The sequence below is a fragment of the Vibrio glycogenivorans genome (assembly GCF_051660965.1).
GTDB lineage: Bacteria > Pseudomonadota > Gammaproteobacteria > Enterobacterales > Vibrionaceae > Vibrio.
The window spans coordinates 1-19,908 of the sequence record NZ_JBPVIS010000011.1; the positions used below are offsets into that span (position 1 = coordinate 1).

A 19,908-nucleotide genomic window follows, 5' to 3' on the forward strand; every position below is an offset into this window, starting at 1 on the left:
TCGTGCTTGTGCTCGTCATGATCGTGGTCATCGTGCTTGTGCTCGTCGTGGCCGTGATCATGATGATCAAGGCTATCCTCACCAAGCGTGTGAGTGACAGATACATGCTCAACACTACAGTTAGCATTCGCCGTCAGTGTAAATAGCGAAGTCGGTTGCTCAAGCTTAGCGATAGCTTGTTTCAGCGCCGCTTCTTCTTGTTCTGTTTTCGGAGCATGCTCAAAGCCCACAACATCTGCACCTGGTGCAACAATCTCGATCAGTAGTTCATTAGCGTCTTGTGCGACGTTCAGCTCAACTTCACCGTGCACGTGAGAGCCGTGCTGGCGAAACTCTGAGTCAGCCAAGACAGGAGTTGCTGTAAGGCCAAATGCTGTTAGCGTTGAAAGAGCAAGTGTATCTAGTTTTAGTTTTTTCATGTGAATTAAATTCCAAAGTGTTACTTACAAAATATTAATGAGTTAGGTTGTTTGAAATAAACCGAACTGCCGGTGGGGCACGCGCCACAAACTCAGGGAGTGAGGGAATAATGCTCGGTTTAATCATTGCCTGGAACGCAGAAGTAAAGGTCTGCAAACTCAATGTTGGCATGCAAGTAGAGACGATATTCTTCACACAATTGACCAACTCGCAGTTGTGGTGGTCGTGGAAGTCGTCATATTGGATTGGGTGGTTATGACCGTCACAGCCCATATCAACCCGCTTCAGGTAATACTGAAGGTATTTGTGCTCGCCAGCCTGATGCTCATGGGCATGAGCGTTCTGGTGAGGGTGCTCATGAGTCAGGTGATCTATATAGACAGCATTCAGCCCTAAGATGAGCGAGATGCACAGCGCGACAAGCAGCTTTGTATGCAAAGTGCCAAAATGTGGGTGCAACATAGTCGATCATCTCAAACCTAGAATTGGTAACGTTATATTATAACGCTACCAATTTTTCAATAAGATGACGTAGGCAGGAATTTTAGTATTTTTATTGGTTTAGCTGGTTATTTAACCATTGATGTTATCTTGAACTAGGCTCAATACTTGGTTGATTTCCGCCTCGCTCAACGCGCCTTCTTTGACAAAGAGGATCTTGCCTTGCTTGTCTTGAACAATGATCGCAGAAGATTTTTCTGCTAATTGCCATGTATCGAAAGCGACTCCATCAGAGTCGAGCACCATTGAAGACCATGGAAACTCTTTTTTGCTATCCTCTGCGGAGGATTTTACAAAGGACCCAGTGCCCCATAAGGCATCATCTTGATTGATGATAGTTGTGGTCTGGTAGTCCTGTTGCGGGAAATCCGCAGCGGTAATCGCCGCCATCAGTGGAGCGTTCATTTCTTTCGCCGCGCCGCGTCCCGCGATTGCCTGAATCACTCGAACCTTGCCAAGCATTTGCTCTGAGTTCCAGCTTTGGTAATTGATCTTATCTTGAACTAGAGTGAGTTCACCAACTTTACTGATAGTGACTTGAGGTAGGCTTGTCTCAAGTTGAAGGTTGTGAGCAGAAGCCATCAGTGGGGCGGTAAGCATAAGAGCAGAGAGCAAAAATTTGATTTTCATTATATGTTTCCTTAACTAATAAAATGCTGAGTATCGACAAACCAAAGTGGCGTTTTCACCATTGCCAACGTAAAACTTAGTAGAAATACGAAAGCTGGCATCATTAATGCAGCAATTTAGGGCTAGTTTGACACTTCCCCTCGGGGAAGTCTTTAGGAGTTTCAATGGTCGGATCATCTGCACAGGGAAAGTGCAGTGGTAACCAGTGCAATGGTAAAGGGAGATTGGGAGTAGTCATGTTGCGCGAATTTGCAAAGTATCGACCACTACAGGTCGCAAAGTTCGTCAAGACCTTGTTTAAAGGGAATTTTACTATTAAAGGGATTGGGTGTTTTGAGTTCGACAACGGCAAGATACTGCTACCCGATGTCAGTGACCCTAATAAGCTCGCTGTCTACAAGGAAATTAACGGGATGATCGCGAATATGTAATCATCCCATGGGTGGACGTCAAGCTTGTAAGCTTGGTGGGAAGCAAACGCCTGTGCCACCTAGACCACAATAGCCATTAGGGTTTTTGGCTAGATATTGTTGGTGGTAGCTTTCTGCAAGGTAGTAATCACCAGCAGGCAGTATTTCCGTCGTAATCCGTTTTTCAATACTACCACCCAGAAGCGCTTGATACTGTTCTTTGCTATCACATGCCGTGTTCATCTGCTGCTGATCAAAGACGAACAGAGCGCTGCGATATTGAGTGCCAATATCATTACCTTGGCGCATGCCCTGTGTTGGGTCATGCTTTTCCCAAAAGTGGGCAAGGAGACTTGCGAGTGGGAGTTTTTCAGGCTGATAGATAACCCTAACCACCTCTGCATGCCCAGTTTGAGCGCTGCAGACCTCTTCATAAGTCGGGTTGGGTGTATACCCGCCACTGTATCCAACCGAGGTGGATACGACGCCCTCTAGGCCCCAGAATAGGCGCTCTGCACCCCAGAAACAGCCCATGCCGATCAATATCTCAGCTTGGTCGGAGGCAAGGGGAGCCGTTAGACTGGTCTGGTTGACGTAATGGGTGTCTTCGACAACCAGAGGGGTTGAGCGACCAGGCAGGGCCTTCTCCGGGCTAATCATGGTTTGTTTGTCAGACATTAAGCGCTCCTTTGTCAAATTATCCGCTCGGCTTGCTACAGACTTTATTAGATATAGACGATACTATACCATGCACTTTGTGCAACTCGTGGCGCGAATCTTGGGTTCAATTGTTGTTACGAGTATTACGCCCGTGAGTTTCAAATATAAGTACAATATGCGGGTTGTGTCTTGCTGGGCTCCCCAGTCGTTTTTTTGTGTGGTTTCTTCGCTTTCAAGGCTAAACAGGATGTTATCGCCCAGATTATTGTTGTGTTTTTTTGTCCTGCAATTTGCTTCACTTTCCACTTGGGCCGTCGATCTGTCAATAGAGGGGCTTGAGGGGGAGTCACTTGCTAATGTTGAGGTCTACCTCAGCTCGATTGAGCCGGATGACTATTCTCTCGACCTGCGCTTTCAGGCGCGCGTTGAGGGCATGATATCAGAAGCGCTTAGCGCTCTCGGGTACTACAATCCTTTGATAGAAACGCAGGCTTTGGTAGATGAGGATGAGTTAGTTATCACCATCGACAAGGGTGCGCCCGTGCGCATTCAAGAAGTGGATATTCAGATCCAGGGTGAAGCCAATCAAGACAAAGACTTTTTAACTACTATCCAAGAATCACCACTGCGAGTCGGGGCGAGGCTCAACCATGGTGATTACGATGCACTCAAATCCGCCTTGCGTAATCTTGCGTTGCAAAAGGGTTATTTTGACGGTGACTACACACTCAGTCGACTTGAGGTGGCACCGAGTCAAAATATTGCTTTTGTTCGCCTGCACTTCGACAGCGGGATACGTTATCACTTTGGCCCCACCAGTGTATGGGGTAGCCAAATCAAGCTTGAGCGCGTGCTCTCTCTGCAACCTTATGAGGAAAACAAGCCCTACCTTGCCTCGCAAGTTGGTGCTTTCAACCAGAATTTATCCAATACCGATTGGTTTTCGTCTGTGCTAGTCGAGCCCGACCTGACCAAACTTGGCCAGCAGCGTGAACTGCCGATGAAGGTGACACTCGCCCCGCAGGCAAGACATCAGCTTGAAACTGGTCTTGGCTACTCCACTGATGTGGGTGTCAGGGGATCACTCAAGTGGAAACGCCCCTGGGTGAACTCGCGTGGTAACAGTTTTGATTCCAGTATCTCCTTATCGCTGCCGGAGCAAACCGTCACTGCAGGTTATAACATCCCGCTCGAGGATGTACTCAATGATTACTATCGGATCCAATTTGGGATGAAGATCCTGGATAATCGTGATACTCGCAGCGTTGAGACCAACCTAGCGGTGGAGCGTCACTGGCTACTCGACGGGGGCTGGCACCGCACAGCCTATCTGCGTTACTTGTATGAGAATTTTGAACAGGGCGTGCAGAGTGACATTAGTCAGTTTTTACTGCCCGGTGTGACTTACAGCCGCACGCGTGCCCGAGGCGGCACAATGCCTCGCTGGGGAGACCGTCAGTCGATCACGGTAGAATACGGCGATCCTGCGCTGCTCTCAGAAACCCGAGTTGTGCGATTACTGGCAAGCACCGCTTGGATACGCAGTGCAGAGAGTAACAATCACCGCTGGCTGCTGCGCGTCGATGGCGGGGCGAACTTCCCCGATGATTTTGAGAGCTTACCGCCATCACTGCGTTTTTTCGCGGGTGGTGATAACAGTATCCGTGGCTACGGTTATGAATCGATCTCTCCAAGAGACGAGAGTGGCGCTCTAACCGGTGCTCAATACCTTCTCACGAGTTCACTGGAGTACCACTATCGTGTTAAAGGCAACTGGTGGGCAGCGGTGTTCTACGATATTGGTGATGCATTTAATGATGAGCCGCGTTGGCGAGACAGTACCGGTGTCGGGGTTCGCTGGGCCTCTCCGGTTGGGCCGATCCGTTTCGATGTTGCCTGGGGGCTTGATGAGCCTGCGAGTGATAATTTCCGCATTCATTTCACTTTGGGGCCTGAGCTATGATCCGTTATGCGCTGGGCTTCACTAAATGGTTGACCTTGTCACTGTTTACCTTGGTGGCCTTAATTGCTGCGACATTGAGTTGGACGATTTTCACCAACTCTGGACTCAATCTGGTGCTTTGGGGGGCGGAGAAGGCTTTGCCACAGCTGCAGGTTGGACGCACTGAAGGCGCACTCTTTCCCAAGTTCACTCTGTATGATGTCGCCTTCAATGCGCCAGAGCTTGGTGTTGACCTTGATGCCAAACAGGTGACGCTGGCGATTAATCACCGTTGCTTTTTTACCCCTAAGGTGTGTGTTGATGAGATCAGTGTCAATGAACTGAGTCTTATGTTGATGCCTGTTGAGAGCACGGATGTCTCTGATGATGAACAAACCCCACCCGTTCGCTCTATTGCAACACCTGTCCCGATTGAACTGAGTAAGTTAGCACTCACCAACATTAAGCTGGATGTCTACGGAACCCAAATCGGCTGGCAGGAACTGACCACTGCAGCGAGCTTTATCGACGACACCTTGACGCTGAGTCCAACCGCATTGCGTGACTCTTACCTGCAGCTAGCTCCAGTGGATAGTGAGTCAACCGTGCCAGAGCCCTCGGCTGCTGGCCCTTCTCAGAGTGAGCCAATTACCTTACCAGAAGTGTGGATTCCGTTAGATGTCGTGATAGAACAAATCGACATCGAGAACTTCACCTTACGTCAAGAGACGCCATTTGTGCTGCATCACCTTGGTCTAGCGGGCCGAGCCGGTGGGCATAGGGTGGGCATTGACCGTTTGGCAATAGATATTGATGACGTGAATGCAGCTTTGGCTGCAAAAGTCGATTTAACGGGCGACTATCCGCTTGAGGCAAGGCTGACTGCAGAGATTAAGCATGCCATCGCTAAAGGTGAGCAGTTAAGTTTAGATCTCTCTGGTAGTGTGGCGAATCTCGCGCTCCAGCTCTCCGTCGAGGGCGTCAATAAACTTGACCTTACTGGTCAATTACAGCCGCTCCAGGCGAGCTTACCTTTTAGTGTCAAGCTCAGCGACTCTTCAGTGCAGTGGCCACTGGTCGGTGAAAAAGACTACGGCGTAGTGGTCACTCACTTACAAGGAGAAGGTTCTCTTGATGGCTACCAAGTAGATTTGACCGGCAGTGTCGTAGGGGCTGGAATACCAGACCTTGATGTTGAGTTAGAGGGGCAAGGGGATCTCGAACAGATCAGTCTCAGTCAGCTTAAGATTGGTGCCTTGGGAGGGCACTTGCAGGGCCAGGTTGCGAGTCGTTGGAGTCAGCAGGTGACCTGGCAAGCGGATGTGACTCTGGACTCGGTTCAGCCTGGTCTGTATTGGCCACAGGCCGAGGGAAATCTATCGGGTCGTATAGTCACAAGCGGTGGCTTAACCGAGCCCGGAGGCTGGTACGTTGAACTGCCGACGCTCGATGTTCGCGGTATCTTCAGAGACTATCCACTTGATCTGGCTGGAAACCTCAGTGCATCAGACAGACAGGGCAGCGGAGAGTATCAACTCGAAACCGACGGTATCTTGCTCGCACACGGACCCAATGAGGTGGCTATCGAGGGACGAGTGGACGAAACCTGGCAGATGGACTTGACGGTGCAACTGCCAGATTTTGCGCAATCACTGCCAGAGCTGTCGGGCTCAGCCAACGGTAAAGTGCGTCTGCGTGGCGACTTGGAGCAGCCAGAGGTGCGACTTAACCTCCGTGCCCGTGATGTTCAATGGCAGCAGCAAGCTCAGCTTGAGCGTTTGAACGTGCGAGGGAGTGTGGTTCCTGCCAAAGATCCAAGGGTATCGCTTAGTGTGGCCGCCAATCGACTTCGCTTTGAGGATTACAATGCCGCGGCACTTGCCGTTGAGCTGGATGGCAGCCTGACGGATCACGTGTTGGATGTGAATCTAGACTCTGACCTTGTCGACTTAAGCCTGTCGTTGGCAGGAGACTATCGTCAGCAAGCCAACACTTGGCAGGGGGCGCTGAACACCGTCAAGGTCACGACCGAGCAAGGGATATGGCGCACTCAGCAGGCAATCGAGATTGATGTCGATATCGATGCGAGTCAAGCGCAAGTGGGCGCGCACTGCTGGCAACAAGCACAGGCGAGTGTCTGCCTTGATCAAGATGCTCAGGTCTCGCCGCAGCAAGGGGGCTTAGCTCTGAGCATCAATCAGTTTGATTTTGAGCAGATCAAACAATTTGTACCGGAGCAAACGCAAGTTGAGGGGCTTATCGATGCCAACCTTAATGCCGAGTGGCAAGGCAGTGAGACATTGCCTCAGGTCAGGCTCAATGTGGTGCTGGCACCGGGTGCGGTGACTCAACAGTTAGACCAACCACTTAAAGTTGCCTGGAATCAGTCTACATTGGCCGCGACCTTCGCCGACAACCGGGTTGAGGGTCAGTGGCGATTCGATTTTAAGGACAATGGTGAGTTGACCGGCGAGTTGGTGATCCCTGATGTCACAGTCGAAGATCGACAAATCGATGCCCAGTTGCGCCTTTCTCCCTTTAACCTTGACTTTATGGCGCCCTTGGTCGGTGCTTACAGCGAGTTGGACGGGCGTATCTCTGCCGATATTGCGCTGAGTGGTCCACTGATGCAACCCAGAGCGCAGGGCTTTGTGACTATTGAGCAACTGTTATTACGTGGTGAAATCACCCCACTGGATATTGATCAAGGCAAGATATCCTTGGATCTCAATGGTTATCAAGCCGACCTTAACGCTCTGATCAAGACCCCGGAGGGAGACTTAAACATCAAAGGTGATGCCGACTGGCAAGACTTGGCAGACTGGCGCGGTGATGTACGCGTGTTTGCCGATGGCTTGCTGGTGGATATCCCGCCGATGGTTAAGGTCAGGGTTGTGCCGGACATGACCATTTCCATGTCACCAAAGCAGGCGAAAGTCACCGGTGATATCCGTCTGCCCTGGGCTCGAATTGATGTTCAAAGCCTGCCGGAGTCAGCAATAGGTATCTCTAAGGATCAAGTGATACTTGGCGATGATTTACAGCCGATTGAAGAAGATGATCCGATTCCGTTTGCGTTAGAGACTGACGTTAAGATCCATATCGGCAATGACTTTAGGCTCTCTGCATTTGGTCTGGATGGTAGTTTAGTCGGCAGCCTGAACGTTGCTCAGAGAGATCGCGGACCGATCGTGAGTGGTGAGGTCAATATCCTTAACGGTCAGTATCGCTCATTTGGCCAAGATCTATTGATCGATGAGGGCAAGATCCTGATGAATGGACCGGTTGATCAGCCCTATATTGTGATCACCGCGATCCGTAATCCAGACAACACCCAAGATGATGTAGTCGCGGGTATTCGAGTGACAGGTCCTGCGGATGAGCCTGAGGTAGAGATCTTCTCCGAGCCAGCCATGCCTCAGGCGAATGCATTGTCTTACCTGCTTAGAGGGCAGGATATTGATGCGGAGTCGGGGGGCAATGCCATTACGACGACCCTGATTGGCCTCAGTTTAGCGCGCAGCGGTAAAGTCGTGGGAGAGATTGGAGAAGCCTTTGGGGTACAGGATCTCCAGTTGGACACTGCCGGCAGTGGCGATGACTCGCAGGTGACGGTCAGTGGCTATATCTTGCCCGGTCTGCAGGTGAAATATGGCGTCGGGATCTTCGACTCGGTGGGCGAGTTTACCGTGCGCTATCGCTTGATGAAGGATCTGTATCTTGAGGTTGTCTCTGGCTTGGATAGCGCGGTTGATCTGCTTTATCAGTTTGAGTTTGATTAGTTGGCTTGGCTTAAATTAGGTTTCTTGGGCATGGAGGCGCGTTTATGAACTACAGTTTGATTAGAACAAGTCGTTGGCAAATAGGTTCGATACTATGCAGCAGTTAGTCTTTGTTTATGGCACCCTGCGTCAAGGCGAGTGCTATCATCATTACCTGAAAGATAGTGAACTACTAGGCACGTGCGAGACTGCGCCAGAGTTCGCGCTGTTCGACCTTGGCCCATACCCAGCGGTGATCCCTGGGCAAAAAAGTATTCAAGGTGAGGTCTATTGGGTCAGTGATGAGACCTTGGCACAACTGGATATCCTTGAAGATGTGCCAGTTGAATATCGCCGTGAAACCACGCCGACCCCATTTGGGTTAGCGTGGATCTATCTTTATCAGCAAACCGCAGAGCTCGATGTCGAGATTGCCTCTGGAGATTGGTTACAGCGCGTCTGAACGCTAGTTATAGCGTTGCCTTTAACTGCTTTTTGCTCGTTCAAATGAGGTGAGGATCTCTTGCTTTGCGGCTTCTACATCAGCCCATCCGTCGACTTTGACCCACTTACCCTCCTCCAACTCTTTGTAGCGCTCGAAGAAATGGGTGATTTGCGCCTTAAGTAGCTCAGGAATGTCATCGACATCATGGATATGCTGATACTCTTTCGAGAGCTTACTGTGCGGCACCGCGAGCACCTTGGCATCCTCCCCAGACTCATCGGTCATCTTCAACACGCCGACAGGACGACAACGGATTACGGCACCCGGCATTAGTGGGAAGGGGGTGGGGACGAGTACATCAACCGGATCACCATCGAGTGACAGCGTTTCATTGATGTAGCCGTAATTGCAGGGATAAAACATCGGTGCCGACATAAAACGGTCGACAAATACCGCCCCAGAGTCTTTATCGACCTCATACTTAATCGGGTCGGCATTGGCAGGAATTTCGATAACGACATAGATATCATCGGGAAGAGATTTACCGGCAGGCACGTGATTGAGACTCATAGAAAGGATCCTTTTTCTTCGTTTGATTAGACACTTAGATAGTTTTAGCCACTTAATTAGTTATAGGTGATCTTCTTCTCAAACAGCAAACTTCGAGGTTACTCTCTGGCAAATAAAAAAGAGCACTCTAGTGAGTGCTCTTTTTAGCAATAACTCGGTGATTATTGTTCAGGGAATTCCTCAAGAAACTCCTCGACTTTGTCGACCATTTTTTTCGAACCACAGAAGAAAGGAACGCGCTCGTGTAGCTCTTTTGGCTCGATATCCATAATGCGAGTATAGCCATCGGATGCCGTACCACCCGCTTGCTCTACTAGGAATGCCATTGGATTGCACTCGTAAAGCAGGCGTAGTTTGCCATTTGGATGGCTGTGGGTGCTTGGGTACATGTAGATACCACCATGCAGCAGATTACGGTGGAAGTCTGAAACCAGAGAGCCGATGTAGCGAGAGGTGTACGGGCGACCATCCTCAGGCACATTCTCTTGGCAGTATTTGATGTACTTCTTCACGCCTTGAGGGAAGCGGATGTAGTTGCCTTCGTTGATCGAGTAGATCTTACCCTCTTGTGGGATCATCATGTTTTCATGTGATAGGCAGAAGGTACCCAGTGATGGATCGTAGGTAAAGCCATTCACGCCAGCGCCTGTGGTGTAAACCAGCATGGTTGACGATCCGTAGATTACATAGCCAGCAGCGACTTGCTTGTGACCAGGTTGAAGGAAGTCTTCCATCGTTGGCGGAGTACCCACCGGTGAAACACGACGGTAGATAGAGAAGATGGTGCCAACCGATACGTTAACATCGATGTTTGATGAGCCATCGAGTGGGTCCATCAATACCACGTACTTAGCGTGTTGATTTTTATCACGGTCAAAGCTAACTGCTTCATCTTCCTCTTCGCTCGCTACACCACAAACTTGGTCACGAGCTTCTAGAGCCGCTTTGAATTTTTCGTTCGCGTACAGGTCGAGTTTTTGCTGAGCTTCACCTTGAACGTTCTCAGTACCGACTGCACCAGTGATATCAACCAGACCGGCTTTGTTGATTTCACGGTTAACAATTTTTGCAGCAAGACGGATCGACGATAGAAGAGACGATAGATCACCGCTGGCATGGGGAAAGTCTGCCTGTTTCTCAACTATGAATTCGCCTAATGTGCGTAATCCTGACATGTTAAGTCCTTAACTCTATAAATTTTGGGGGGAGATGGGTGAGCTTGTATCGCCTCTTTATGGGGAATCTTGCTCACCGACCTATAATAAAGTTTAAACTTTATTACGTGAATTGAATAAATTGCTCAAACCGCTTATTTGTATGATTATTGCGGCTAAGCGCTCAAATTTTATACATTTAATCGTTTGTCTCGTACAAATTGTAGCTTTGATTCCCGCGTTTTGCGGTAAAAAATCACCGCAATGCATCTTGAGATGAGTTAGGTATAATTGGCGTTAACTGATTAATTCGACAGGGATGGCGATCATGCACATTCATATTTTGGGGATTTGTGGCACCTTTATGGGCGGGGCGGCGATGCTAGCACGTCAGCTCGGCCATAAAGTGACGGGCTCAGATGCCAACGTTTACCCGCCGATGAGCACCATGCTCGAACAGCACGGGATTGAGATCATTGAGGGCTACGACCCAGCCCAGCTTGATCCCGCGCCGGATTTGGTGGTGATCGGCAATGCCATGAGCCGAGGAAACCCTTGCGTAGAGTATGTGCTCAATCGCAATCTGCGCTACACCTCTGGGCCACAATGGTTGCAAGAGTTCCTTCTCCATGAGCGTTGGGTAATCGCGGTATCAGGCACTCATGGTAAGACTACGACTGCCAGTATGCTGGCCTGGATTTTAGAAGAGTGTGGTTATCAGCCGGGCTTTTTGGTTGGCGGTGTTTTGGGCAACTTTGGCCTGTCTGCACGCTTGGGCGAGAGCATGTTTTTTGTCGTTGAGGCGGATGAGTATGATAGTGCGTTCTTTGATAAACGTGCGAAATTTGTCCATTACCACCCACGCACTTTGATCATTAATAATCTTGAGTTTGATCATGCGGATATATTTGATGATCTTGAGGCGATCAAAAGGCAGTTTCACCACTTGATCCGAACCGTGCCAGGAAACGGCCGGATCCTCTCACCGCAGGGTGAGCCTGCGATTGAGGACACCTTGGCGCGTGGCTGCTGGAGTGAGACCGAGTTTTCCGGTCAAGGCGGCGAATGGCAGTCTCAGCTTGTGAGCCGTGATGGCAGCTGCTTTGATGTGCTGCATCAAGGTAAGGTGGTTGGTCAGGTCCGCTGGGATCTCGTTGGCGATCATAACGTCAATAATGCGCTGATGGCGATTGCCGCTGCGCGTCATGTCGGGGTTGAACCAAAGCATGCGTGTGAGGCGCTAGCGCGGTTTATTAACACCAAACGTCGCCTAGAGCTCAAAGGCGAGGTCGCTTCGGTTAAGGTCTATGATGACTTTGCTCACCATCCAACCGCGATCAAACTGACCCTAGAGGGGCTGCGTAACAAGGTTGGCGATGACAAGATTATTGCCGTGCTTGAGCCGCGCTCTGCGACGATGAAGCGAGGAGTGCATAAAAATACCCTAGCGGAGTCATTAGATGCCGCAGACAGTGTCTTTCTCTATCAACCAGCTAACATTGACTGGCAAGTTTCTGATGTGATTGGTCAATGCCGTCAGCAAGAGGCCTATGCCATCGCTGATATCGACAAGTTGGTTGCAGAGATCGCTGCGCAAGCGCAGCCTAGCGATCATATTTTAGTGATGAGCAATGGCGGGTTTGAGGGCATTCACAATAAACTGATGCAAGCGCTGGAAGCCAAGTAACCGATGAAGCAGAATACAACGAATCAGAAAGCGATTACCCTAGCTTTTACCGGTGCGTCTGGCGCGCCTTATGGTCTGCGTTTACTTGAGTGCTTGCTAGCAGCAGATTATCAAGTGTATCTCTTGATTTCGTCTGCCGCGAGAGTGGTACTAGCGACCGAAGAGGGATTAAAGCTGCCCAGCGGCCCTGAGGCGATGCACAAAGCGTTGGTCGAGTATCTGGGTTGCCAGGCCGATAAGTTGATTGTCTGCGGTAAAGAGGACTGGTTTTCACCGGTTGCCTCTGGGTCAGCTGCGCCTAAGCAAATGGTGGTCTGTCCGTGCTCAGCCGGCAGTATCGCAGCGATAGCGCATGGCATGTCAGATAATCTGATTGAACGGGCCGCCGATGTGGTGCTCAAGGAGCGTGGCCAGTTGATGTTGGTGGTCAGAGAGACCCCGTTTTCAACCCTCCACCTTGAGAACATGCATAAGCTATCGCAGATGGGCGTAACGATCATGCCTGCTTCACCGGGCTTCTACCACCAACCCCAAAGCATTGATGATTTGGTCGACTTTATTGTCGCGCGAGTCCTCGATCACCTAGGTGTCGAGCAAGGACTAGTTCCACGCTGGGGATACGATTCGCGGAAAAAATAGGCACAGCTTAAGGGGCGAGGTTCGAGTTACACTTCGTTCCGGGTATCGAGGGGTAAGTTGGGTGTGTTAAACCCCTCGCTCCTCGTAGGGCAAAGCCCGTCCCCGAACCTCGCCCCCTGTTTTTAGGTTTAAATAGCTTTTGGATCATGGCAACCCAAAAGGGTGAGAAGCTAAAAAAATCCCCGCAGTTTAGGTGCGGGGATTGGATTAGATTTCTTCGTCGTTGAGCTCTTTGAGCACTTGGAAGATCTCGCGGAAGGCCTTAGCTGGCTTACCGGCTTTTTTCTCTTTTGCGGCTTGGCGGGCAAGCTGGCGCAGACGTTGACGATCCGCATCCGGGAACATTGTCATCACGTCAGCGATGGCGCTATCGCCCTCTTCCACTACGCGATCACGCAGCTGTTCAAGCTTGTGCAGTTCTGCCGTTGCTTGAGAGTGCTTGTTACGCACCTTATCCAGTGCTGCTTGCAATGGTTCCGTGTCTTCATTACGCATGATCTTGCCAATGTACTGAAGCTGACGACGGCGTGCTTCTTTAGTAAAACGCTGTGCATCTTTGATTGCGTCGCGTAGGTCATCGCTAAGTGGAAACTTTTCTAAAACGGATGGTTTTAGACTCACCAGCTCTTCACCGAGTTTTTGTAACTCTTCCATGTCACGCTTCAACTCGGTTTTACTTACCCAGATGATCTCTTCTTCCGGTTCCCAGGGCGCTTTTTGATTCTTACGAGCCATGTTTTTGCCTTTTTTATCGATCTATAGGCTTATTTTAACAACAATCATGGGGAGAAAGCGAAATTCTTGTTATTCTTGATCAATAACCCTAAACCGATGAAATGAAGATGGATGTAAAACAGCAAGTTGCTGAGCAACGAAAAGAATTGGAACACGCGGTTGCCAAGGCGCTCGAGTTGGCTGCCAAGCAGTCGGATGCTGCTGAAGTTGCGATCAGTAAGTCGACCGGTCTCAGTGTCTCTACTCGAGGCTGTGAGGTTGAGAATGTCGAGTTTAACAGCGATGGCGCACTTGGGATCACGGTTTATCGTGGCCAGCGCAAGGGCAGCGCATCCACTTCAGATCTGAGTGAGCAGGCTATTCAGCAGACGGTGCTGGCGGCGCTTGATATCGCTCAGTATACCTCGGAAGATCCTTGTGCAGGTCCTGCTAACAAGGAGCTGATGGTGAAAGATATTCCAGATTTGGATCTTTTCCATCCAGAAACCCCGGATCCAGACTACGCGGCCAAGATTGCGATTGAGGCTGAGCAGGCTGCGCTGTCGTTTGATAGTAAGATCAAGCAAAGCGATGGTGCCAGCTATGACAGCCACTATGGCATTAAGGTTTATGGTAATAGCCACGGCTTACTGGCCAGCTACCCGAGCAGTCGTCACAGCATCAGCTGTTGCGTGATCGGTCAGAGCGATGATGGAGATATGGAGCGCGATTACAGCTACACGGTTGCGCGTCATAAAGACGATTTGTGGAGCGCAGAAAAGGTCGGTCGCCTTGCTGCAGAGCAGACGGTCAGTCGCCTAGACCCACGTCGCGTGCCAACGGGAGAGTACCCTGTGATGTTTGCCGCCGATGTTGCGACCGGGCTGATGGGCCACCTTACCATGGCGATCAGTGGTGGTAACCTGTACCGTAAAGCCTCGTTCTTGCTCGATCACCTCGGTGAAAAGATCCTTCCAGATTGGTTCAATATTGAAGAGAAGCCTCACGTACTGCGTGGCCTAGCATCGAGCCCATTTGACAGTGAGGGGGTGGTGACGCAAGACCGCGAGATCATTACCGATGGTGTCCTAGCGACCTATTTGCTGACCAGCTACGCGGCGCGCAAGATGAACATGCAGCCAACCGGTCATGCTGGTGGTATCCACAACTGGTATGTGAAATCCACAGGCCAAGATTATCAGCAGATGCTCAACGAGCTGGGGACAGGTCTATTGGTCACAGAAGTGATGGGGCAGGGCGTTAATACCGTGACGGGTGATTACTCTCGTGGTGCGGCTGGCTTTTGGGTTGAGAATGGTCAAATCCAGTATCCGGTTTCGGAGATCACGATTGCGGGTAACCTCAAAGAGATGTTCCAGCGCATCGTGGCTGTCGGCACGGATGTTGAAACTCGCTCACAGATCCAGACGGGCTCAATGTTGATTGAGTCGATGAAAGTCGCGGGCGATTAATCCTTAGCAAGCGTTGTCATGGTTAACAACGAGAAAGCCCCTGCACTGCAGGGGCTTTCTTATTACTCAGTGGCTATCATCAGATAAAGATAGTCGCTAGGCCGAGGAACACGGACAAGCCGATCACATCGGTTACCGTGGTCAGTGCCATACCGCCAGCAAGTGCAGGGTCGATATTGATCTTCTTGAGCAAGATCGGAATACTTACCCCAGCAACCCCAGCGACGAACAGGTTGGTCAGCATGGCTGCGGAGATGATCCCTCCGAGCATCCAGTCACCTTTCCATACTACGACAATCACACCAATGATCAGCGCCCACAAGACGCCATTGAGCAGGCCAATCAAGGCCTCTTTGATCAACAGCTCACGCTTGTTGGCATCACCGATATGACCGAGAGCAAGTCCGCGGATCACTAGAGCAACGGTTTGGTTACCAGCTACCCCGCCCATTGATGGCACAATTGTCATCAGAACCGCAATCGCCGCCATTTGCTCCAGCGTTGCCTCAAAGACATTGGATACCGAGGCTGCAGCCAGCGCTGCGAGCACATTGACCCCAAGCCAAACGCTGCGTCGACGTGCTGATTTCACCACGGGTGCGAAGGTGTCCTCATCATCATCCAGGCCCGCCAAACTCATCATTGAGTGCTCGGCGTCTTCACGGATCACATCGACCACATCATCAATGGTGATACGTCCAACCAGATGAAGATTTTCATCAATCACCGGCGCAGATACCCAGTCGCGACGCTCAAACAAGCTGGCGACATCTGTGGCGCTGGTGTTGACTGAAATCGCCTCATCGGCGTCATCCATCACCTCAGTAACCGGGGTATCTGGTTGAGTGGTAAGTAGGCTGGTGAGGGCAAGGTTACCAATCAACTGACTGTCTTCATCGATAACGTAAAGCGTATCGGTCGCCTCTGGCAGCTCGCCTTTCATGCGCAGGTAGCGCAGCACAACATCGACATCCACATCGCCTCGGATGGTGATAAAGTCGGTGTTCATCAGCCCGCCAGCGGTGTCCTCTGGATAGGAGAGAGCGGTCTCGACCCGTAGCCTATCTGCAGTGTCCATCTGATCGAGGACTTCCCGCGAGATATTTTGTGGCAAGCTACGCAAGACATACGCAACATCATCGGTGTCCATCCCCTCGGTGGCTTCCGCGAGCTTTTCGGGTGCCATCTTTGACACCAAGGCATCCTTGACGTCTTCACTCAGCTCGTCAAGGATTTCACCGTAGTCTTCTGGGTCGGTCAACTGCCACAAAACGTCGCGGCTTTTGCGTGGAGAGGCCTCAAGAAGATGGGCAATATCTTCTGGCTCCATATCCTGGAGTTGGCGTCTTACATGGACAAAGCGGCCAGATTCTAATGCGTCGGAAATTTCTTGGAGGGTTTGATGAGCTTGGTCGAATTCTATTTGTTCGCTCATAGATTCCCCCTAACTAATGAATTGATAATTTGTTGAATATTAGCTTAAATTTGTGACAGAGTTAATCGTCTTCTTCAAACTTATCTTGGATCAGGTGGCAGACGGCGGCGAGTGCCTCTTGGCTTTGCTCCCCTTCGGCTAGGACAGTAATTTCTTGGCCCTGGGCTGACTCGAGCATCAACAATCCCATGACGCTGTCGGCCATCGCTTCTTTACCTTCGGGGTTACGCACAGTAATTGTAGCGGCATAGGACTGCGCCAATTCAACCAGTTTCATTGCTGCGCGCGCGTGTAGCCCCAGACGATTTTCTATAACAACAGTTTGTGAGTGGGTCATAGCCTAATCTTTATTCTTCTCTAATGATGTATGACGGATCTGGACGGTTTTGCCCAGTTGCTGAAAGTATTCGCCGATTTGTTGAGTCAGGTACACAGAGCGGTGTTTTCCTCCGGTACAACCTATCGCTACAGTGACATAGCTGCGGTTGTTGAGCTCAAGGGCAGGCAGCCATCGCTCGACAAAGCTTTGGATTTGCTGCTTTAACTCAAGCACATCTTGGTGCTGCTCGAGAAAGGAGCGGATCGGCGAGTCGAGACCGGTCATGGGTCTGAGCTCGGGTACCCAGTGTGGGTTGGGTAAGAAGCGTACGTCAAATACGTAGTCGGCATCCGAGGGTAGACCATACTTAAAGCCAAATGACTCAAATACCATCACTAACTCTTTATGCTCGCGCCCTTCGATACGCAGGCGTACCGTTTCACTCAGCTCGTGCAGCGACTTCTCACTGCTATCGATAACCAAATCGGCCATTTCTTTAAGTGGCGTGAGAATGGTTTTTTCCTGCTCTATCGCTTGATCAAGTGACAGGCCGCTATCGCGTTGAGAAAGTGGGTGCAGGCGGCGGGTTTCGCTGTAGCGCTTGAGTAGGGTACTCTTTGCTGCATCGAGGAATAGGATACTTAGATCGCTATTGCCTTTAAATTGGCTAATCTGCATCTCCAGATCGGCCGTATTCTCGGGTAAATTGCGGATATCGATGCTCACCGCGACGTTCTGCTTACTACCACGAACAGACTCAACGAATGAGGCTAATAAATCAACGGGCAGGTTGTCGACACAGTAGTATCCGATGTCCTCTAGAACCCGCAAAGTGATACTTTTACCGGCTCCAGAGTAGCCACTTACGATAATCAGTCTCATTGTGTCTGCTTAACCGCCGATCATTATGTTGTAAAGCTCTTGGTCGTTGCGAGCGTTACGGAGTTGTTTTAGTACCTGTTTATCATTTAAACGCTCCGCCATGGATGACAATGTCTTTAAATGTTCTTTACATTGTGCGTCCGGGACAAGCAGAGCGAAGAGAATATCCACGGGTCTGTTGTCGATGGCATCGAACTCGATCGGGTCTTGGCATTGGAGTAACACCGCCACGGCATGTTCGCTCGATTTCATACGAGCATGGGGAATGGCGATCCCATTTCCAATGCCAGTACTGCCCATTTTTTCTCGGCTCAACATATTCTCAAACAGTTCGGTTGAGCTGATGCCAGTCTGATTCGCCACCAGTTCACTGATGATTTCAAGTGCACGTTTTTTGCTCGTGCAAGGGACTGCACTTTTGGTGCAGTCCACTGTGAGTACTTCGCTTAATTGCATATTTAATGGCTACTTAGCTTTTCTTTATGCTTGTTCAATTGTCTTACTAGTTTATCAACCAAGGCGTCAATGGCCGCATACATACTGTCGTCTTCGGCAGTCGCATGGATATCACCTTGGTTTACGTGAAGGGTAGCTTCTGCGATCTGGCGCATTTTTTCAACACGTAAAACCACATGAACGTTATTTATGTGGTCAAAAAATCGCTCCAGCTTTTCAAACTTAGTGTTCACATAGTCTTGCATTGAATCGGTTAGATCAACGTGATGGCCATTTAGATTGATTTGCATAGACTTTCCTTCTCGGTTAGGGCCTAAAGCAGGCGTTTTCGCTGACTTGAAGGAGCAATACCGAGTGACTCACGGTATTTAGCGATCGTACGTCTTGCGACCTGTATTCCTTGGTCAGCGAGTAGGGCTGCAATCTTACTGTCACTCAGTGGCTTCACTGGGTTCTCGGCAGCAACCAATTTCTTGATCAGTGCACGGATTGCAGTCGATGAGCACTCTCCTCCGTTGTCGGTACTAACGTGACTGGAGAAGAAGTATTTCAATTCAAATATCCCTCTTGGTGTGTGCATGTACTTCTGGGTTGTGACCCGAGAAATTGTCGATTCATGCATATCAACCGCGAGTGCGACGTCATTGAGCACCATAGGTTTCATCGCCTCTTCACCGTACTCAAAGAAATCACGCTGGTGCTCAACAATGCACTTGGCAACTTTGAGTAGGGTCTCATTGCGACTCTCGAGGCTTTTGATTAGCCACTTGGCCTCTTGCAGATTACTGCGAATATACTGACTGTCGGCATTGTTCCCTCTAGCAAGATTAGCATATTGCTGATTCACTTTGAGGCGAGGGGCGCTGTCTGGGTTGATCGTGACCAGCCATTTGCCATGATCTTTAAATACTGAGACATCCGGGATCACATACTCTGCATGGGTCTGAGTGATGCGGCTGCCCGGGCGAGGGTCAAGTCGTTGGATCAGGCCTAGCACCTCGCGCAACTGCGGCTCTTTGAGACGCGTCTCTTTAATGATCAATTTGTAGTCGCGATTGCCTAGTTGATCAACATGATTAGCGAGTACTAACTTTGCTTCTTCCAGCCATGGCGTATCTTCGGGTAGCACGGAGAGTTGCAGCAGCAAACATTCTTGAAGGTTTTGCGAGCCGACACCGAGAGGATCAAAGCGTTGAATACGTTTTCTCACCGCCTCAATTTCGTCGAGCTCAAGCTCTTCGTTATCAAAGCTGTCGAGGATTTCTTGAGGAGAGAGAGTCAGGTAACCATAATCATCGATGGCTTCGATGATCGCGAGTGCGATTGAGCGGTCGTTGTCAGAAAAGGGTGTCAGGTCCAACTGCCACAGCAGGTAATCTTGTAGTGATTCGGTTGTCTCACCTTGATAAATCGGGGCATCATCGTCCAGCGCAATGCCGGTGTTTCCGGTGTTCGCGCTATAGACGTCATCCCAAGTGGTGTCTATCTCTAGATCGTTGCTTAGATCTGACTTTTCAATAAGGTCTGAACTGTCCTTCAGCTCAGGCTCGGCCATATCAATGCTGTCGTGCTCTTCACCATTGGCTTTAACCTCGGAGCTCTCCGTGGTGGTATTTTCGGTCGCACTATTTTCCGTGTTTTCATCGCCAGTGACCTCCTCAACCTCAAGGAGTGGGTTCGAATCGAGTGCTTCTTGAATCTCTTGTTGCAGATCGAGCGTTGACAACTGCAGCAGGCGGATTGCTTGCTGTAGTTGAGGGGTCATGGCTAATTGTTGACCTAGCTTGAGTTGTAATGAAGGTTTCATTCAG

20 protein-coding genes are annotated in these 19,908 nt (G+C 50.2%); 7 read left to right on the forward strand and 13 right to left on the reverse strand.

What is annotated here, in order from left to right; translation table 11 throughout:
• From ACSTTG_RS18780 to ACSTTG_RS18790, 3 genes are all read right to left on the reverse strand, one after another.
• A partial coding sequence (locus ACSTTG_RS18780) for a ZrgA family zinc uptake protein (protein ID WP_438475818.1) occupies positions 1 to 419 on the reverse strand: 419 nt, incomplete at its 3' end.
• A 34-nt stretch (positions 420 to 453) separates the two neighbouring features.
• A complete protein-coding gene (locus ACSTTG_RS18785; RefSeq protein WP_438475819.1) occupies positions 454 to 882 on the reverse strand; it encodes a hypothetical protein in 429 nt (142 codons plus the stop codon).
• Positions 883 to 993: 111 nt separating this feature from the next.
• Positions 994 to 1,551: a YtfJ family protein gene (locus ACSTTG_RS18790; protein ID WP_438460506.1), complete on the reverse strand. Its 558-nt coding sequence runs from the start codon at positions 1,549 to 1,551 to the stop codon at positions 994 to 996.
• A 236-nt stretch (positions 1,552 to 1,787) separates the two neighbouring features.
• Here ACSTTG_RS18790 and ACSTTG_RS18795 point away from each other — a divergent pair, with 236 nt between their 5' ends.
• Positions 1,788 to 1,982 carry a DUF1107 domain-containing protein gene (locus ACSTTG_RS18795; protein ID WP_438460505.1) on the forward strand — a complete coding sequence of 65 codons (195 nt, stop codon included), beginning with the start codon at positions 1,788 to 1,790 and terminating at the stop codon, positions 1,980 to 1,982.
• An 18-nt stretch (positions 1,983 to 2,000) separates the two neighbouring features.
• On the opposite strand, the gene msrA is transcribed toward ACSTTG_RS18795, so the two are convergent.
• Positions 2,001 to 2,639, reverse strand: a complete 639-nt coding sequence (gene msrA, locus ACSTTG_RS18800; protein WP_438460504.1) for a peptide-methionine (S)-S-oxide reductase MsrA — start codon at positions 2,637 to 2,639, stop codon at positions 2,001 to 2,003.
• A gap of 229 nt (positions 2,640 to 2,868) precedes the next feature.
• On the opposite strand from msrA, the gene tamA reads away from it, so the two are divergent.
• From tamA to ACSTTG_RS18815, 3 genes are all read left to right on the forward strand, one after another.
• A complete protein-coding gene (gene tamA / locus ACSTTG_RS18805; protein WP_438460503.1) occupies positions 2,869 to 4,584 on the forward strand; it encodes an autotransporter assembly complex protein TamA in 1,716 nt (571 codons plus the stop codon).
• Positions 4,581 to 8,345: an autotransporter assembly complex protein TamB gene (tamB, locus tag ACSTTG_RS18810; protein WP_438475820.1), complete on the forward strand. Its 3,765-nt coding sequence runs from the start codon at positions 4,581 to 4,583 to the stop codon at positions 8,343 to 8,345. Before tamA ends, tamB begins: the two co-directional genes overlap by 4 nt.
• Before the next feature lie 94 nt (positions 8,346 to 8,439).
• Positions 8,440 to 8,787 carry a gamma-glutamylcyclotransferase family protein gene (locus ACSTTG_RS18815; RefSeq protein ID WP_438460501.1) on the forward strand — a complete coding sequence of 116 codons (348 nt, stop codon included), beginning with the start codon at positions 8,440 to 8,442 and terminating at the stop codon, positions 8,785 to 8,787.
• Positions 8,788 to 8,808: 21 nt separating this feature from the next.
• Here ACSTTG_RS18815 and ppa read toward each other — a convergent pair whose 3' ends face one another.
• Positions 8,809 to 9,339, reverse strand: coding sequence for an inorganic diphosphatase (gene ppa / locus ACSTTG_RS18820; RefSeq protein ID WP_438475821.1), 531 nt, complete (start codon positions 9,337 to 9,339; stop codon positions 8,809 to 8,811).
• A 161-nt stretch (positions 9,340 to 9,500) separates the two neighbouring features.
• Positions 9,501 to 10,514: a class 1 fructose-bisphosphatase gene (gene fbp, locus ACSTTG_RS18825; protein ID WP_438460499.1), complete on the reverse strand. Its 1,014-nt coding sequence runs from the start codon at positions 10,512 to 10,514 to the stop codon at positions 9,501 to 9,503.
• A 307-nt stretch (positions 10,515 to 10,821) separates the two neighbouring features.
• Here fbp and mpl point away from each other — a divergent pair, with 307 nt between their 5' ends.
• Together mpl and ACSTTG_RS18835 are read left to right on the forward strand one after the other, a co-directional pair.
• Positions 10,822 to 12,180, forward strand: coding sequence for a UDP-N-acetylmuramate:L-alanyl-gamma-D-glutamyl-meso-diaminopimelate ligase (mpl, locus tag ACSTTG_RS18830; protein WP_438475822.1), 1,359 nt, complete (start codon positions 10,822 to 10,824; stop codon positions 12,178 to 12,180).
• A 3-nt stretch (positions 12,181 to 12,183) separates the two neighbouring features.
• A complete protein-coding gene (locus ACSTTG_RS18835; protein ID WP_438460497.1) occupies positions 12,184 to 12,819 on the forward strand; it encodes a flavin prenyltransferase UbiX in 636 nt (211 codons plus the stop codon).
• 207 nt (positions 12,820 to 13,026) lie between these two features.
• Here the strand turns inward: ACSTTG_RS18835 and yjgA are convergent, their stop codons facing one another.
• The gene (yjgA, locus tag ACSTTG_RS18840; RefSeq protein ID WP_438460496.1) at positions 13,027 to 13,554 is read right to left on the reverse strand and encodes a ribosome biogenesis factor YjgA; all 528 of its coding nucleotides are present in this window, start codon (positions 13,552 to 13,554) and stop codon (positions 13,027 to 13,029) included.
• 107 nt (positions 13,555 to 13,661) lie between these two features.
• On the opposite strand from yjgA, the gene pmbA reads away from it, so the two are divergent.
• Positions 13,662 to 15,005 (forward strand): metalloprotease PmbA, encoded by a 1,344-nt coding sequence (gene pmbA, locus ACSTTG_RS18845; RefSeq protein ID WP_438475823.1) that lies wholly within the window; start codon positions 13,662 to 13,664, stop codon positions 15,003 to 15,005.
• A 79-nt stretch (positions 15,006 to 15,084) separates the two neighbouring features.
• Here pmbA and mgtE read toward each other — a convergent pair whose 3' ends face one another.
• The 6 genes from mgtE to ACSTTG_RS18875 all read right to left on the reverse strand — a co-directional run bounded on the left by mgtE (position 15,085) and on the right by ACSTTG_RS18875 (position 19,904).
• Positions 15,085 to 16,440: a magnesium transporter gene (mgtE, locus tag ACSTTG_RS18850; protein WP_438460494.1), complete on the reverse strand. Its 1,356-nt coding sequence runs from the start codon at positions 16,438 to 16,440 to the stop codon at positions 15,085 to 15,087.
• Positions 16,441 to 16,501: 61 nt separating this feature from the next.
• The gene (locus ACSTTG_RS18855) at positions 16,502 to 16,777 is read right to left on the reverse strand and encodes an HPr family phosphocarrier protein (RefSeq protein ID WP_438460493.1); all 276 of its coding nucleotides are present in this window, start codon (positions 16,775 to 16,777) and stop codon (positions 16,502 to 16,504) included.
• A 3-nt stretch (positions 16,778 to 16,780) separates the two neighbouring features.
• Complete coding sequence (gene rapZ, locus ACSTTG_RS18860) at positions 16,781 to 17,641, reverse strand: RNase adapter RapZ (RefSeq protein WP_438460492.1); 861 nt, start codon at positions 17,639 to 17,641, stop codon at positions 16,781 to 16,783.
• A gap of 9 nt (positions 17,642 to 17,650) precedes the next feature.
• On the reverse strand, positions 17,651 to 18,097 hold the full coding sequence (ptsN, locus tag ACSTTG_RS18865; protein WP_438460491.1) for a PTS IIA-like nitrogen regulatory protein PtsN: 447 nt from the start codon (positions 18,095 to 18,097) through the stop codon (positions 17,651 to 17,653).
• Positions 18,098 to 18,099: 2 nt separating this feature from the next.
• A complete protein-coding gene (gene hpf, locus ACSTTG_RS18870) occupies positions 18,100 to 18,387 on the reverse strand; it encodes a ribosome hibernation promoting factor (protein WP_438460490.1) in 288 nt (95 codons plus the stop codon).
• Positions 18,388 to 18,410: 23 nt separating this feature from the next.
• Positions 18,411 to 19,904 (reverse strand): RNA polymerase factor sigma-54, encoded by a 1,494-nt coding sequence (locus ACSTTG_RS18875; protein WP_438475824.1) that lies wholly within the window; start codon positions 19,902 to 19,904, stop codon positions 18,411 to 18,413.
• Between the last annotated feature and the right edge of the window lie 4 nt (positions 19,905 to 19,908).

What these genes read in the sequence shown, in the direction of transcription:
- ACSTTG_RS18835 (WP_438460497.1), top strand. Translation starts at nt 12,184, where the DNA reads ATGAAGCAGAATACAACGAATCAGAAAGCGATTACCCTAGCTTTTACC.
- hpf (WP_438460490.1), bottom strand. Translation starts at nt 18,387, where the DNA reads ATGCAAATCAATCTAAATGGCCATCACGTTGATCTAACCGATTCAATG.
- mpl (WP_438475822.1), top strand. Translation starts at nt 10,822, where the DNA reads ATGCACATTCATATTTTGGGGATTTGTGGCACCTTTATGGGCGGGGCG.
- ACSTTG_RS18785 (WP_438475819.1), bottom strand. Translation starts at nt 882, where the DNA reads ATGTTGCACCCACATTTTGGCACTTTGCATACAAAGCTGCTTGTCGCG.
- ppa (WP_438475821.1), bottom strand. Translation starts at nt 9,339, where the DNA reads ATGAGTCTCAATCACGTGCCTGCCGGTAAATCTCTTCCCGATGATATC.
- ACSTTG_RS18815 (WP_438460501.1), top strand. Translation starts at nt 8,440, where the DNA reads ATGCAGCAGTTAGTCTTTGTTTATGGCACCCTGCGTCAAGGCGAGTGC.
- ACSTTG_RS18790 (WP_438460506.1), bottom strand. Translation starts at nt 1,551, where the DNA reads ATGAAAATCAAATTTTTGCTCTCTGCTCTTATGCTTACCGCCCCACTG.
- pmbA (WP_438475823.1), top strand. Translation starts at nt 13,662, where the DNA reads ATGGATGTAAAACAGCAAGTTGCTGAGCAACGAAAAGAATTGGAACAC.
- ACSTTG_RS18795 (WP_438460505.1), top strand. Translation starts at nt 1,788, where the DNA reads ATGTTGCGCGAATTTGCAAAGTATCGACCACTACAGGTCGCAAAGTTC.
- mgtE (WP_438460494.1), bottom strand. Translation starts at nt 16,440, where the DNA reads ATGAGCGAACAAATAGAATTCGACCAAGCTCATCAAACCCTCCAAGAA.
- ACSTTG_RS18855 (WP_438460493.1), bottom strand. Translation starts at nt 16,777, where the DNA reads ATGACCCACTCACAAACTGTTGTTATAGAAAATCGTCTGGGGCTACAC.
- yjgA (WP_438460496.1), bottom strand. Translation starts at nt 13,554, where the DNA reads ATGGCTCGTAAGAATCAAAAAGCGCCCTGGGAACCGGAAGAAGAGATC.
- rapZ (WP_438460492.1), bottom strand. Translation starts at nt 17,641, where the DNA reads ATGAGACTGATTATCGTAAGTGGCTACTCTGGAGCCGGTAAAAGTATC.
- tamB (WP_438475820.1), top strand. Translation starts at nt 4,581, where the DNA reads ATGATCCGTTATGCGCTGGGCTTCACTAAATGGTTGACCTTGTCACTG.
- ptsN (WP_438460491.1), bottom strand. Translation starts at nt 18,097, where the DNA reads ATGCAATTAAGCGAAGTACTCACAGTGGACTGCACCAAAAGTGCAGTC.
- ACSTTG_RS18875 (WP_438475824.1), bottom strand. Translation starts at nt 19,904, where the DNA reads ATGAAACCTTCATTACAACTCAAGCTAGGTCAACAATTAGCCATGACC.
- fbp (WP_438460499.1), bottom strand. Translation starts at nt 10,514, where the DNA reads ATGTCAGGATTACGCACATTAGGCGAATTCATAGTTGAGAAACAGGCA.
- msrA (WP_438460504.1), bottom strand. Translation starts at nt 2,639, where the DNA reads ATGTCTGACAAACAAACCATGATTAGCCCGGAGAAGGCCCTGCCTGGT.
- tamA (WP_438460503.1), top strand. Translation starts at nt 2,869, where the DNA reads ATGTTATCGCCCAGATTATTGTTGTGTTTTTTTGTCCTGCAATTTGCT.